This window comes from Sphingobacterium faecale, from assembly GCF_016746095.1.
GTDB lineage: Bacteria > Bacteroidota > Bacteroidia > Sphingobacteriales > Sphingobacteriaceae > Sphingobacterium > Sphingobacterium faecale.
The window spans coordinates 233,437-249,049 of the sequence record NZ_JAERTY010000010.1; the positions used below are offsets into that span (position 1 = coordinate 233,437).

Consider the following 15,613-nt stretch of genomic DNA (forward strand, 5'->3'; position numbering starts at 1 on the left):
ACCAATAACACATTTTCTTTTACAATTAACCTGTAAAAGATCATTACGCTAACCAATTCCAAATTAAACATGTAAGCATGTTGCAATGAAAAAAGTAGAAATTAAAACCAAAAATCAGTTGTTCCTTCATAGGAGCCTTGTCGCTGTCCTATTGTTAATGCTGTTGGTCCTCCATGTCCATGCACAGAATATAACTTTAAACAAAAAGGAAGCAAAAATTACAGACGTCTTAAAAGAGATAAGGAAACAAACCGGCTACAATTTTGTATTGAACGATCAACTAATCAATAAAGCCAAGCCTGTAACTTTAAACGTCAATAATGTTTCGTTGAAACATCTCTTGGATGAGATATTTCAGGATCAACCCTTTACCTACAGTCTACATAACCGTATTATCACCATTATTCCCAAGAGTACAGGCACTATAACACTCAAAACTCAGCAACAAGAACCCATACTCAAAGGCCTAGTCATGGACAAATCTGGCAGACCTGTATCAGGGGCTTCAGTACGATTGATAAAAGAAGGTACAAGCACTCGTACACAAAAAGATGGAAGCTTTCAAATTATACAGCAGATAACACATGACTCTATAACGGTCAGCTATTTAGGCTATAAAAAACAAACAATAGCACTCCAACCCAATTCGTCACCGATAAAGATAATCCTTACAGAGTCGACAGAACAAGTACAAGATGTTGTTGTGACAGGAATTTATTCCAGAAACAAAGACAGTTTCACAGGTTCTGCTAGTAGATACAGTGGTAAAGAGTTAAAACAGGTAGGAAATTCGAATATCATACAAAGTTTAAAAACACTAGACCCCACCTTCAATATGGTCGAAAACAATTTGTTCGGATCTGATCCAAACAGGTTACCTAATTTAGAAATAAGAGGAAAAAGCAGTATTGTCGGGCTGAAAGAGCAGTTCGGAACAGACCCCAACCAACCGCTCTTTATATTGGATGGCTTTGAAGTTCCGCTCCGTACCATCATGGATCTCAATATGAATAGGGTAGAGAGCATAAATATTTTAAAAGATGCGGCTTCCACAGCGATTTATGGTTCTAGAGCTGCAAACGGTGTAGTCGTTATCGAAACAAAAGCTCCTCTACCGGGTGAATTAAGATTAACGTATTCTTCGGATATAAATTTTGCGGCTTCGGATTTCTCTAGTTATAATTTAATGAATGCTACAGAAAAACTAGAATTTGAAAGGTTGGCCGGTCGATATAATTATATAGCAGCGGAAGTAAATCCGCAGGGACAACGATATTTAGACAGCTTGTACAATGAGCGAAACAAGGAAGTGGCTCGTGGTGTCAACACTTACTGGCTAAACGAGCCTGTCAGAAATGCTTTTACTCATGGCCACAATCTTTATGCTGAAGGGGGAAGTGATATTTTCCGTTTTGGTCTTGGCCTAAGCCACAAAGATCTAAATGGCGTTATGAAAGGGTCAGGAAGGAACACCACGGAAGGAAATATTGATCTGACATACCGCAAAGGGAGATTAAACTTTTCCAATAAGACAGCTATTGAATACTACAAATCCACAGAATCCCCTTATGGCTCTTTCTCTTCCTTTTCACGGGCGAATCCATATTACAGGAAATCAAACGAAGATGGCAGCATAGATCGCTATCTAGAGGTGTCCCGCGACCATCAAGGTTGGGATTATACCGTTACGAACCCGATGTGGAATGCCTTATTGGGCAACCTGGATAATCAGAACTTTACCGGCTTCCGAAACAACCTAAAAGCCGAATGGCAATACGACGAATCACTACAGTTACGTGCACGTGTAGGCTTAAATAAAGGAACGCTAGAAAATGAGATACTTATATCTCCGCAAGATAGCCGTTTTGACCTAACTCCCAATAATCTAAAAGGCCGATACGAAAATGGAAGAACAGATACCTGGTCATATGAAGGAGAACTTGTTGCCACATACGGCAAACTTTTCAACAATCGTCATCTGTTGAATGTCGTTGCCGGGTGGAATTTCAGAGAAGCCCATAAGACAAACAAATCTTTTGCAGCGGTAGGCTTTCCAGAGGGTGTACCCGGATCGCCGGCATTTGCGAACACTTACCCACAGAATAGCAGACCAGCCTATATAGCGGGGCTTTCACGTGCTACTAGTTTCTTTTCAAACATGGGCTATGCATACCGCAACCGTTACTTAATGGACTTTAGCTACCGGGCAGATGGTTCATCTATTTTTGGTTCGAATCATCTCTTTACCCAGACATGGTCACTAGGACTCGCTTGGAATTTACATCATGAGAAATGGTTAGCCGATACAAAGATCTTTGATATCCTTAAATTAAGAGGATCTATCGGAAATCCAGGAAACCAAAACTTCAATTCATATCAATCGTTTACAACATACACCTATAATACCAACGTAATCAATAATTTTGGAGTAGGAGCGATGATGGAAGCTTTAGGTAATCCAGATCTAAAATGGCAGAAAACTTTAGATAAAAATATCGGTCTGGATGCCGTAACGCTCAACAATAAACTACGCGTGAATTTAGATGTTTACAACAAAAAAACAGATCCTCTTTTGGCGATAATAAACACTCCTGCTTCCATGGGCTTTCCTATCCTCACCACAAATTTTGGTGCACAGATCAATCAAGGCATCAATGGAATGGTAAGCTATTCTCCTATCTATAGACCGGACGAGAGAATAAACTGGACAGTCAGCTTGAACGGAAGAAGCGAAAAAGCAAAATTCAGCAATCTTGAACAAGCACTCAAGAGTATGAATGATGAAAATAAAGGCATAAACCTAACCCGGTACTACGATGGAGGCAGTCCGACTTCCATATGGGCAGTACCTTCATTAGGAATCGATCCCAGCTCAGGTCGCGAGCTATTTGTTAAAAAGAATGGAGAACAAACATTTACACATAACTATGAGGACGAAATAATCGTAGGTAACACCATGCCTAAATGGGAAGGAGTACTAGGTAACACATTCTATTACAAAGATTTTAATATAGCCGTATATATACGGTATAGGGTCGGCGGACAACAATTTAATCAAGCAATATATGATAAAGTAGAGAACATTAGTATAGAAGGTTTGAAAAGCAATCAAGATAAACGTGCTTTTTATGACCGATGGAAGCAACCCGGCGATATTGCATCTTTTAGAGGTATAACTTTGACAGAAAACACCCCTATGTCTTCACGATTTGTGCAAGATGACAACAGTATTATGGGAGAATCCTTTTCTTTAGGATATACAGTGCACCAGGGTTGGATCCAAAAAGTCAATATTGACAACCTCAATATGAGGCTTTATTTTAATGACTTCTTCCGTCAGTCGAATATTAAGACAGAAAGAGGTATTGACTATCCATTTGCCCGCTCGGTATCTTTTTCATTAAACCTAACATTCTAAAACCGAATCCATTATGAAGATACTTAAAAACATCATACTAATAAGCTTATTCTTAACTGTCTCTTCTTGTCAAAAGTGGCTTACCGTAGAACCGGAAGACCGCAGTACGGAAGATCAACTTTTCAGCTCAGTTAACGGGTTTTACATAGCACTGAATGGCATTTATACAGACTTTACAAATCCATATTCGTATGGAGCAGCCTGGACCATGACAACATTGGAAATATTAGCCCAACGTTACAACGTCAATCAAGAACATACCTCTTACACGCTCGCTAATTATGGTTTTCAAGAAGAAACAGCAAAACGGACGATGGAAAGTATATGGAACAAAGCGTATTTTCAAATTGCAAGTGCGAACAATATATTAGAGCAAATAGAAAAAAGGAGAGAAATATTCACAAGCCCTGTTGATTATGCACTAATCAAAGGCGAGGCACTAGCTCTGCGTGCAATGATCCATTTTGATCTTGTACGCCTCTTTGGACCTATGCCTGCGCAAGGGGGTGATAACGCTGCAATCCCGTACTATATAGAAAACAATCGTAAGACGGCTCCAATTCTGTCGCTTAATCAAGTGTTATCTAAGGCTATTACGGATTTAGAAAATGCTATAGAGTTATTGAAAGAGGACCCTATCATTTCTAAAGGGCCGCTGTATAGTGATAGTCAACTAGGTGGTGATTATCAACGTAGATATCGTACTTTGAGACTAAATTATTTTGCGACCCTAGGTTTACTAGCTCGCGTGCAACTATACGCAGGGAACAAGCCAAGTGCCTTCCAGCATGCTGCTACTGTCATCACACAAGCCTCAACATGGTTTCCTTTTATCAAGACCGAAAATATCATGGGGTCCAGTAAAAATCCAGATCGGATATTCTCAACAGAAATACTTTTTTCTCTACAAGCTCCACAAAGACAACAGACATACCTTGCATACTTCGCACCTGATCTTGACGGCAAGAACATACTGGCTCCTCTATCGAGCCGTCTCGACCAATCTTTCGAAAATAATCAGAACGATTTCCGTTACACCCCTTTATGGGCTTCTGGAGAGGCCAGTGGAAAAAACTATCGCGTATTCTCCAAGTATAATAACATAGAAGATTCAAGACTCAATTATAACAATAGAATACCATTAATAAGGTTGAGTGAAATGTATTATATAGCGGCTGAATCAGCTGAAAATCCAAACGAAGGGCTTACCTTTCTAAATACAATCCGTAATGCAAGAGGATTAGTATCATTAAGTGAACTCGCCCCAGAACAATGGAAGTCCGAGATAGAGAAAGAATATATTAAAGAATTCTATGGAGAAGGTCAATTGTTCTTCTTTTTTAAGCGAATAGGGAAAGCTACGATCCCTGACGGAAAAAGCGTGAACAATATTAATATGACCCCTAGCAAATACATTGTTCCTCTTCCTGAAAGTGAGACCAGACATCGTAATTAACCTTAATAAAATGAAAAAAAATAAAATATATCTGATTATTATATTCGCACTTCCTATTTTCATTGGAAGCTGCCAAAAAGATATTCCTGTTTTTTCAGGTAGTCCCTCTGTCTATTTTGAAATATTCAGCCCTAGACTTGGTATTAAAGAACTAATTGATACAACACAGTTATCATTTGCTTTTGCAAGTGAAGATATAAGGGATAGTACCATACAATTAAAAACCAAAATCACAGGAATCCCCTCTCCTGAGGTGAGATACATTACCGCTCGATTTGACAAAGAAAAGAGCACTGCGGAGGAAGGCATTGACTTTGAATCTCTAAAAGAAAACTATACTATCGAGCCTGGTAAGATAGAAATTGACATTCCTATACACCTGAAGCGTTCAAAAACACTTCAAGAAAAGGAATTGACACTCGTAATCAAACTTGAAGAAAATAAGTTTTTTTCACTGGGAATGCTTAATACATTGAATAATGCAAAAGAAAAAGTAAGCTATACACAGCATTGTATAGTATTCAACGACATCATCAGTGAGCCTCCGACCTGGAATACAAAATTCTACTATTGGGGTCCATTTTCACGCAAAAAACTCAATCTAATGAATGAACTGACAGGCTTTAGTCTATCTCAATTAACGGGCTACATGAGTGTTGCACAAATGCGTTACGTAGGTGCCATAACAAAAGAATATCTAGATGATATGATCAGAAAAAAGACTCCTGTGAAAGATGAGGATGATTCACTTATGGTTATGGGTCGCTATATTATTTAATACAAAAGAGATGAAAAAAATAAATATAATACTATTCGTTGTATCCGGTATATTAGGTTTGACCTTCTCTTGCAGCAAGGATCAGGGCAACTATCAATACACCGTTTTAAATGATATCCAAATAGAAAACGTACCGTCCTACTACGAATCGGAATATTTGGTAGATACCTTAAAAATATCGCCTGTATTATCTTTCTCGGCCGACAAGATAGACAGTAAGAACCTAAGTTACGAATGGGCATCCCTACCGAGAAACTCAGGTATAGGTTCTGGAAAAAAAATACTAGGGAGCGAAAAAGATCTGCTATTCCATGTAGATCTGCTACCGGGAACCTATGACCTTTATTTCAAGGTTACCAACAATATAAATAATGTAAGTTATGATGAAAAAATAGAATTAAAAGTAAGCACGGCTGCCTACGAGGGATGGATGGTACTAAGTGAACTAAACAATATTGCTCGATTAGGCATGGTCTCTCTTGGGGGAAATGGTAGTACACACACTATAATACCAAATGCCTTGGCACAAACTGAAATGGGAGAAATCAGCTCTCCACGCAGTGTTAAATACTGCAACAGCATGGGGGCCTGGGAAAATATAGCAATCATTGGTGGACAGACTACCCATAGAGTCAACCCCGCATTCTTTACCTGGAGCCCAGATAAAGATTTTAAATACGAAATGTTGGACAATACGCCCAACAATAATCCGCTGAAAATAGTTACGGTCGACTTTTTTAGCGAATTTTTAATTACTGAACAGGGAAACCTATACTTTAAAGATCCGCTGGATGGTGATGCATTTACCGCGCCTAGAAATAGGGACGAACAAGGAAATACGTTTAAGGCGGCACCTTTTGTTGCATATGGTACGAACACCTATTCTGTAGACGCGATAGTATTTGATACAGATGCTAAACGTTTTCTAAAATTACCTTATAAATCGGCAAAGTGTCTATCCATACCAGATGGTCCGTTATTTTCCTATAGCACAAATAAGGAACTTTTGCATATGAGTAACAGTGCATTCAATAACGCTGACAATTTTGCGATCATGAAAGACAACAATAGCAAATATTACCTCTATCGATTTAACATCGGCTATTCAAGCATCACACAAACTTATTTTGACATTATCCATAGTGAGGAAATTCAGGGGGCATCTCACTTTGCAGTCCACCCCACTCTAGGCTATATCTTTTTTATAAAAGATGGTAAGCTTTATGAATATGACATGAATCTGCGCACAGCTAAAAAAATGGCTGACTATGGGAACAAAGAAGTAACCTTATTAAAATTCAATGCATTTACCTCGTCAGGCAAGTACTACAAACCGATTTATAAGGAATTAGAACTACAACTGATTGTTGGAGTAAACGATCCCTCAAAAAGCCAAGAAGCATCGGCTTCATTAATATTATATGAGGTGCCTACGATCAATAGAGACCTCATATTAAAAAAACAATATGACAACTTCCCCAAAATAATAGACATTACGTATAGAGAAAGATGGTATTAACAATAGAAAAAAGAGGCATCAAACTCTTCATAGCCTGCATAATATTCTTAGTAACAAATAATGTATTGTGCTTCAAATCATATGCTCAAGAGGCCAATTCCTTTGTTTTCAAAGGAAACCTTCAAAGTTCTACTGATGATATGTTATATCTGATCCGATTCAGAGATGGCAAGCAGATAGTTACCGACTCTACAATGGTTCAAAATGGAAATTTCAGACTAGAGGGCACCTGTGAAAGTCCAGAATACGTACTCTTTAGATTAGGAAAGGGAATTAGTAGACATTATTTCTTAGAACCCGGAGAGTTTATCCTTGTAGAGCCTAAGTCCAATTTAGCCAAAGGACAAATTGCGGGCTCTAGAAGCAATGATCTTTATCAGCTTCTGACTGCCGAACAAGATAAAAACAGGCGTGCAGATGAAATAGAAACAAAGATCTTTAACGAAGCGTACGCCAGAGATCCAAAAGCGAGTCAGCCCGTTTTAGATGAATTAAAGCGATTTCGGAATAAACAAACCAACGAATTCAAAAAATTGCTATTCCAACATGCAGACAATGCTGCAGCACAATTTATCTATGCTACTCATTATGGTGAAGAAGGAGACCTAAAAGAGATTGAAAGTTTTATCAGTGCTGCAAAAGGCGCTAACAGCATATACCTCCAAACATTACAGGACCGGGTGGGCTTTTATCAGGGTATTGCGGTAGGTTCAGAAGCACCAGATTTTGTTTTACCTGATATCAATGGTACCCCTCAACAATTGAGCAAATATAGAGGTCAATATGTCCTACTCGACTTTTGGGCAAGCTGGTGTACTCCATGTAGAAAAGAAAATCCAAATGTAGTAAAAGCCTACGAGCGATTCAAAGACAAAGGGTTTACTGTTATTGCGGTATCACTGGACGATAAGCTCCCGGCGTGGAAAAAAGCAATAGAACTAGATGGTTTACCATGGCATCATTGGGGAGATTTAATAGGGTGGCAGTCTCCAGTAGTAAAGCAATACAATGTTAGAGGTGTTCCCTTTTCGCTGCTACTCGATCCCAATGGAATTATCTTAGCTAAAGATTTAAAGGGCGAAAACCTTCATATCAAACTGGAACAAGAACTTATAAAAGCCAAATAATGTATAAAATTATAGTACTATTATCTCTGATTTTTGGTGGTCTAGCTACGAATGCTCAACAAAATTTTTCATTCTCTATAAAAGGGACTGTGACCAACGGAGATAAGGAAATAGTCATACTCAGTTATAACGAAATCGGGAAATATGAGCTTATAGATTCTACCGTGGTACAACACGGAGCATTCGAATTAAAGGGGAAACTTATCGAAGCGCAAGTGCTCAATATCAAAATAGGAACGCTTAGTCATTCGGTATTTATTAGTCCAAACACCCCAAAAATAGATATAAAACTTGATCTCAAACAGAAAGAATGGTATATAGAAGATGATGAGAACAGGTTACTGTCACAAATGATCACCAAACCCGGTGCAGCATTTCGGCAGTGGACTCATGCCTTAGGTCAGAAAGAACAAGCTATACTACAAAATGATGGCGCTACAATAGAAACTGCAGAAAAACAAGCGAGGCTCGCTAGGGAGAAAGTAAAGATTGATGTGAATGAGATCAACTCATTTTTTAATTCTATCCCTGGTTTATCCGTATTCTATGGCTTCTACAAATACATACCTCTAGCAGATAAAGGTGCATTTTTGGAACAATTTTCAACAGAACTTCATTCCAGTACCTATTACAAGAGTATGCTGACAGATTACCAAAAAAGGTTACGTATCGCACCAGGCAAGGAGGCTCCTCAATTTTCTTTGGTAGACACCGCTGGCCACACACACAACCTAACCGATTATCGAGGCCGGTATGTACTTCTCGACTTTGGCGCATCCTGGTGTTATTGGTGTAAAAAAGAAGAACCGTTTGTCTTACAGGCTTATCAAAAACACAAAGACAAGCTAACCGTAATTAATATCGCTATGGATACAAAAAAAGATCTCTGGATTAAAGACTTAAGACAGCAACAGTATCCGTGGATTAGCATCAGTGATCTACAGGGGTGGAATAGCCCAACGGCAAACGATTACTATGTACAAGGCGTACCAAGAATTATACTAATAGATCCTCAGGGAAAAATAATGGTCGATAATCTCCGAGGGGAAGCGATGTTAAATATTATTGAAAAATTAATCCAATAATCAAGGAGGGATAACCGAGCAGTCTATAAATCTGCTCGGTTCTTGTTTTGTTCCTTCTTCCTTTTTGACTTTCCGGCTTTTACTTTTTACTTTTGGTTTTTGACTTTGAAAAATGCGAGCAGTAATACAAAGGGTAACGGAAGCATCCTGCACGGTAGAAGGACAAGTAACGGGATCGATAGAAAATGGCTTATTAGTCTTGGTTGGTATAGAAGAAGAGGATGGACAACAGGATATCGAATGGCTTTCTCAAAAGCTGACCAATCTTCGGATCTTCAGTGACGGACAAGGATTAATGAATAAATCAATCCAGGACATTAATGGCAATATCTTATTCATTTCGCAATTCACACTATTCGCACAGACAAAAAAAGGGAATCGACCTTCCTTTATACGCGCAGCGAAACCCAGTAAAGCAGAACCCATGTATCTAGAGATGGCCAAACGCCTTTCTGAGCTATTAAATAAAGAAGTACAGTTAGGCATATTTGGAGCAGACATGAAGATCGACCTCCGGAATGATGGACCAGTAACCATCATCATGAACACCAAAGACAAGGACAACTACTAATGGTTAATGATTAGTTATTAATGACATTACCCATTGATCATTAACACTTAACAATTGAAAACAGATGACAATTAAAGAAGCACAGGAAATAGTCGACAAATGGATTAATACGACAGGTGTACGTTATTTTAACGAACTGACCAATACCGCTATGCTTATGGAAGAAGTCGGTGAAGTCGCTCGTATCATGGCTCGACAATATGGAGAACAATCCTTCAAAAAATCCGACAAGGAAGTAAATCTTGCGGATGAAATGGCTGATGTACTTTTTGTATTGATATGTCTGGCCAATCAGACAGGTATAGATCTAACCAAAGCACTCGAAAAGAACCTGGACAAAAAGAATATGCGTGATGCTGAACGCCACAAAAACAATGAAAAGTTAAAATAGAAAAGCTCCCTAGATTAACTCTATTTCTGCATACAAAGGCAAGTGATCCGATGGATAGGAAGCATCGATGACCTTATAGCTTTTCCATTGAAATTTTGTCGGATTGGAAATTAAGATATAATCGATTTCCTGTTTTGCTCCTATATTGGGAAAAGTAGGTTTGTTATCGCTTTTATTACGTACAAAACGCTGTTCGAGCTGTTGAATAGCTTCGGAAACAGGGGCTGCATTAAGGTCTCCTACGAGTATCAAAGGGTGTTTAAACTGATCAGCCACTTCATTTATAAAAGTGGTCTGTGCCAACCTGTTCTCCTCCTTAAGATCCAAATGGGTGTTAGCCAGAGAAATGATCTGTCCATTAGCTAACTTAACATCAACAATCGCTAAAGAACGATTTTCACTCTTTACAGGCATTGGCAAATCATACCTGCGTTTCTCCTGAATTTTATGCTTTGTCAATATCAGTACACCGTACTCCCCTTTCTCCAGATCGATACCTTTGGAGAAAAAGTAATTGGTATGAGTTAATTCAGCTAATCGCCTAGCCTGATCAACATATTCTGAGCGGGAGATGTTGACATCCACCTCTTGAATACCTATAATATCTGCATCTACACTGTTGATAACATCAGCGATCGCTTCTAAATCTATTACTCCTGGTTTTGATGGTGGATTTCCATGATGAATATTATATGTCAATATCTTAACCGTTTGTGCGGAAAGAACGAAATTCACTAAAAGTAGGAGAAAAGAAACAAAGTAGCGCATAATTCGATAATTTCTGTGAATATAACTATCTTTAGTTGGAAACACTAAACTAATTTCAAACCGGGGAACCGACTATTTTTTTACGCCAATGTTATTCAGTAAATAATATAAAAAGGTATACCTATTCTAAGTTATTAAAAAAACAAACACAAATAAACACATTATGATGAAACACCTTTGGTTATTTGCAGTCGTATGCTACATCACTGCAAGTTGTACGACATCAAAACATTCCCACGACGCGCAAACCTTTAAAAATGGGGCAGTTGTTACCGCACATCCCCTTGCCTCTACCGTCGGAGTAGATATTTTACAAAAAGGAGGTAATGCTACTGACGCCGCTATTGCCGTTCAATTTGCCTTGGCCGTAGTATACCCTAATGCCGGAAATATCGGTGGTGGCGGCTTCTTGGTCTACCGTAGTAAAGACGGCGAAGTAGCTGCTTTAGATTTCCGGGAAAAAGCTCCTTTAGGTGCAACCCGCGATATGTATCTGGATAAAGACAACAATCCGATTACCGACTTAAGTTTATATGGTCAACTTGCAGCTGGAGTGCCCGGTGCTGTAGCAGGGATGGACGAAGCGCATAAAAAATACGGAAGTCTCCCTTGGAAAGATCTATTGGCTCCTGCAATCCAGCTTGCGAAACAAGGTTTCCCCATTACCGCTCAGCAAGCTAGCGAATTTAACAGCTACAAAGAAAAATTCCAGCAACACAATAAACAAGGAGCAGCGATTATCAAAGATATCGCTTGGAAAGAGGGTGACATCTTTGTCCAAAATGAACTTGCAGAAACCATGGAACGCATTGCTCAGCACGGACGAGATGGTTTTTATAAAGGTCAGACTGCCGACTATATTGTAGCAGAGATGAAACGGGGCAATGGTATCATATCTCATCAAGATCTTGAAGAATATCAAGCCATATGGCGTACACCAATCGTTGGCTATTATAAGAGTAACAAGATTATTTCGATGCCCCCTCCTTCTAGTGGTGGAATAGCACTACTGGCACTATTGCAATCGGTCGAAAACTATCCTTTAAGACAATGGGGATTCCAAGCGGATAGTACAGTACGTGCCATTGTAGAAGCTGAACGCAGGGTATATGCTGATAGGGCAACACACCTTGGAGACCCGGACTATTACAAAGTCCCCGTTACGGAACTCACGAATGCCGAGTTTAATCAGAGCCGTATGGCAAAAGTTTCGCTGGCCAAAGCTACAGATAGCGAAGAAGTGAAAGCTAGCAAGTTTGCAGGCTATGAATCCGAAGAAACGACACATTTCAGCATCGTAGACAAAGACGGCAACGCTGTTTCGCTGACCACGACGATCAATGGGTCGTATGGTTCTTGTGTATGGGTGGGTGGCGCAGGCTTCTTACTGAACAATGAGATGGACGATTTTTCTGTAAAACCCGGCTCGCCGAATATGTACGGTCTACTGGGAGGAAAAGCCAATGCTATAGAAGCGGGCAAACGTATGCTATCTGCCATGACACCGACTATCGTCGAGAAAGACGGGAAGCTAAAAATGGTAGTGGGTACCCCTGGTGGCTCGACGATAATTACTTCCGTATTACAGACCATTTTAAATGTTCTGGAGTTCGACATGAGCGCACAGGAATCCGTTAATGCAGCACGTTTCCACCATCAATGGAAACCTGATCAAATCGATGTTGAAGAGAAAGCAATCGATGCGAAAACAAGGGCTAACCTCGAAAAGGATGGATATAAGATCAATAAACGTGGGCCTATAGGACGTGTAGAAAACATCGTTGTGCTACCCGACGGCCGTTTGCAAACCGGAGCCGACCCTCGTGGAGACGATAAAGCTATGGGATACTAATCTATCTCTCATCCAAAAAACGATCGTCAATCTGTTTATTCGCTTTAGCTCCTAACACTTTTAAGTTTTCGACCTTTCGGACTATATTGCCCGTTCCGGAAGAGAGCTTACGCATGGCCTCCGTATGTTTTTCGGAGGCCTTATCCAAATGACTCTGTATCTGATCCATGTCATTTAGAAAGCCTACAAATTTATCATACAGCAAGCCTGCCTCACGGGCAATCTCTAATACATTCCGATTCTGACGTTCTTGTTTCCAGATCGCTGCAATCGTACGCAAAGTCGCTAATAGCGTAGAGGGACTTACAATCACGACCCGTCTGTCCCAAGCATCAGAAAACAATTCTGGCTTATGCATCACCGCAACACTCAAAGCGGACTCTATAGGCATAAATAACAATACAAAATCGGGGGAATGTATCCCATAAAGGCTGTGGTAGTTTTTCATCGAAAGCTCGCGCACATGATTCTCGATAGATTGGACATGGGTTTTCAGACATAAAGCACGCTCTTCATCCGACAATGCGTTTACAAATCGCTCATACGAAACCAAAGATACCTTAGCGTCTACCACGAGCTGTTTATCATCAGGTAGATCAATAATTGCATCTGGCTGCAAACGTCTTCCTTGTTCATCGCTAAGGGCGACTTGTATCCGGTACTCTTGACCACGGTTGAGTCCCGAACGCTCTAACACACGTTCTAATACCACCTCTCCCCAATTTCCCTGCTTTTTCGTATCTCCTTTCAAAGCCCGCGCAAGATTACTTGCCTCATTTTTAATTTCCAAGCTCTGCTGCATCAACTGTTCTACGACACCCTTCAGCACGTTGCGTTCTGCAGCTTCTTGATTATACGTTTTCTCCACACGGTCCTCAAAGCTCCTTATCCGTTCTTTTAGGGGGTCCAATAGTTTGCCCAACTGTTCCTGATTATAAGCCGAAAACTTCTGGGTTTTCTCTTCTAGAATCCGGTTAGCTAATACCTGAAAATCGGCATTAAACTTCGCTTTAATCTCCGCTATTTCTTCCTTTTGCTCGGTATACTTTTCCTGTTGCGCCTGTAGATACGCATTAGTCCCTTCCAACGTTCTCTCTACAGCCTGTCGTTCTAACCGCTCCTTATCCAACATTGTCTTTACATCCTTCAATTCTTGATCCAACAAAGACACATGATGACTGGCCGTTGAAGCCGTAATCTCAAACTGTTGCCTCTCTGCCAACGCATTACGATAGGTTGTTTGAGACACTGAACGCCCATTGCGCCACATCAGGTAGGCACATGCCACAATAAGGACAATTAAAATGAGGTATAAAACATACTCCATTCCTCTGATAATTTATTGTAACTTTTGATGAGTCCGCCACCAGAGATCAGGCATTTCCCCAGTTACAGCAAGTTGATAATCCTCATAGCGGCAAGGCACCAGATAATATCTTTCATTGATTGATTTGGTTCCAAAATAAGGCACCTGCATCCACCAACGATCTGATTTTTTACTTTTCACAAAGACTAATTCATGATCTTCATTCTCTAACTGTGTACGGTAGATAATATAAGCTGACTTTGGAATTAACGGGGCGTCGTTTTTTCGGTTATAATAGCCATCGATAAAGCACCAGATCATCTGCGAGACTAACATTGCTGTTTGCTCCATAGGATCGAAAGTAGGGTTGAACTCATAAAAACCAACGGAGCTACATTTATCTGACATGCCTGCATATCTTGCGAGTTGACATGCCTCATCTCCAAAAAGACCATTTGGAACAGCATTGGCATTACCTGGAGCTTCGGAAGCCCGGATCGCTCCAATGTCAAAACTCACGAGGTCAGCAGCCCGGATAATCGGCTCTGCCTGATCTAATTTACCGGCAATCATCCCAACCCTCTGTGCATTAAAAAAGAGCTTGTCATACATATTTATAGACTCTTTACTCACCAAATAGGTTTGATAGGCTACATTGTTCAAATTGAACAGATAATCTGGTTGATGTAAGATGATATGATTTAGATAGGTATGTGAATTCAGTGGAGTTTCCTGTGCGCTGGCCTGATCTAAATCAAACTTAGCATCGATAATAACCACCTCGATCCGCTGTTCCAAGTCTTCATATCCTCTGTATTGCGCATAGGTCAGATCTTGCCCTCCTCCGATAATGACTGGTAAAATATCGGCCTTGACTAATTCTTCAACCACCAGCCGAAGTGCTGCATAAGTATCCTCAATACGGCTACCTGGCTTAATATTGCCTAAATCAACAAGATTCACATTATAATCTCCTTGATACAGTCCATACAGATGCTTTCTAACGGCATTAGGTGCCTTCGCTGCTCCTTTATTTCCCACAGCTCCCCTATCCTCTTCGACTCCTATTATAGCTAAATGGGGTTTATTTTCAGGATTATCTAAAATCGGAAACTCATCGACATAGGCTTGGATAACATGTCCAAATTGAGAGTTGAAATAACCATCATTTGCTGAAAAATCAGTGATAGTCAATGGAGAAAAGAAATCTGCTAACGACATAAAACCAAAAGTAAAAATTAAAAAGTAAAAAGTGAAAATATTGTGGGTCTTCATCATTTTATAACTTTCATAAACTCCTTCACTCCTTTACCAATAATTTGCATAGGAATTAGCAATGGGT

General features: G+C 39.9%; 12 protein-coding genes. 9 read left to right on the forward strand and 3 right to left on the reverse strand.

Annotated elements, in window-relative coordinates:
• The first annotated feature begins 85 nt into the window (after positions 1–85).
• From JKG61_RS18385 to JKG61_RS18420, 8 genes are all read left to right on the forward strand, one after another.
• Positions 86–3,418 (forward strand): SusC/RagA family TonB-linked outer membrane protein, encoded by a 3,333-nt coding sequence (locus JKG61_RS18385; protein ID WP_202104423.1) that lies wholly within the window; start codon positions 86–88, stop codon positions 3,416–3,418.
• Positions 3,419–3,431: 13 nt separating this feature from the next.
• Positions 3,432–4,874: a RagB/SusD family nutrient uptake outer membrane protein gene (locus tag JKG61_RS18390; protein ID WP_202104424.1), complete on the forward strand. Its 1,443-nt coding sequence runs from the start codon at positions 3,432–3,434 to the stop codon at positions 4,872–4,874.
• A gap of 10 nt (positions 4,875–4,884) precedes the next feature.
• On the forward strand, positions 4,885–5,652 hold the full coding sequence (locus JKG61_RS18395; RefSeq protein WP_202104425.1) for a DUF4843 domain-containing protein: 768 nt from the start codon (positions 4,885–4,887) through the stop codon (positions 5,650–5,652).
• 10 nt (positions 5,653–5,662) lie between these two features.
• On the forward strand, positions 5,663–7,171 hold the full coding sequence (locus JKG61_RS18400; RefSeq protein ID WP_202104426.1) for a PKD-like family lipoprotein: 1,509 nt from the start codon (positions 5,663–5,665) through the stop codon (positions 7,169–7,171).
• Positions 7,162–8,298 carry a TlpA disulfide reductase family protein gene (locus JKG61_RS18405; RefSeq protein ID WP_202104427.1) on the forward strand — a complete coding sequence of 379 codons (1,137 nt, stop codon included), beginning with the start codon at positions 7,162–7,164 and terminating at the stop codon, positions 8,296–8,298. The genes JKG61_RS18400 and JKG61_RS18405 overlap by 10 nt, the downstream gene beginning before the upstream one ends.
• Positions 8,298–9,383 (forward strand): TlpA disulfide reductase family protein, encoded by a 1,086-nt coding sequence (locus JKG61_RS18410; RefSeq protein WP_202104428.1) that lies wholly within the window; start codon positions 8,298–8,300, stop codon positions 9,381–9,383. Before JKG61_RS18405 ends, JKG61_RS18410 begins: the two co-directional genes overlap by 1 nt.
• Before the next feature lie 112 nt (positions 9,384–9,495).
• Complete coding sequence (gene dtd, locus JKG61_RS18415) at positions 9,496–9,954, forward strand: D-aminoacyl-tRNA deacylase (RefSeq protein WP_202104429.1); 459 nt, start codon at positions 9,496–9,498, stop codon at positions 9,952–9,954.
• 64 nt (positions 9,955–10,018) lie between these two features.
• Complete coding sequence (locus JKG61_RS18420) at positions 10,019–10,345, forward strand: nucleotide pyrophosphohydrolase (protein WP_202104430.1); 327 nt, start codon at positions 10,019–10,021, stop codon at positions 10,343–10,345.
• A gap of 9 nt (positions 10,346–10,354) precedes the next feature.
• Here JKG61_RS18420 and JKG61_RS18425 read toward each other — a convergent pair whose 3' ends face one another.
• On the reverse strand, positions 10,355–11,113 hold the full coding sequence (locus JKG61_RS18425) for an endonuclease/exonuclease/phosphatase family protein (RefSeq protein ID WP_202104431.1): 759 nt from the start codon (positions 11,111–11,113) through the stop codon (positions 10,355–10,357).
• 163 nt (positions 11,114–11,276) lie between these two features.
• On the opposite strand from JKG61_RS18425, the gene ggt reads away from it, so the two are divergent.
• Positions 11,277–12,965 carry a gamma-glutamyltransferase gene (ggt, locus tag JKG61_RS18430; protein ID WP_202104432.1) on the forward strand — a complete coding sequence of 563 codons (1,689 nt, stop codon included), beginning with the start codon at positions 11,277–11,279 and terminating at the stop codon, positions 12,963–12,965.
• A gap of 1 nt (position 12,966) precedes the next feature.
• Here the strand turns inward: ggt and JKG61_RS18435 are convergent, their stop codons facing one another.
• Positions 12,967–14,292, reverse strand: a complete 1,326-nt coding sequence (locus JKG61_RS18435) for a DNA recombination protein RmuC (protein WP_202104433.1) — start codon at positions 14,290–14,292, stop codon at positions 12,967–12,969.
• A 12-nt stretch (positions 14,293–14,304) separates the two neighbouring features.
• Positions 14,305–15,492 (reverse strand): formimidoylglutamase, encoded by a 1,188-nt coding sequence (locus JKG61_RS18440; RefSeq protein WP_202104434.1) that lies wholly within the window; start codon positions 15,490–15,492, stop codon positions 14,305–14,307.
• Positions 15,493–15,613 lie beyond the last annotated feature (121 nt).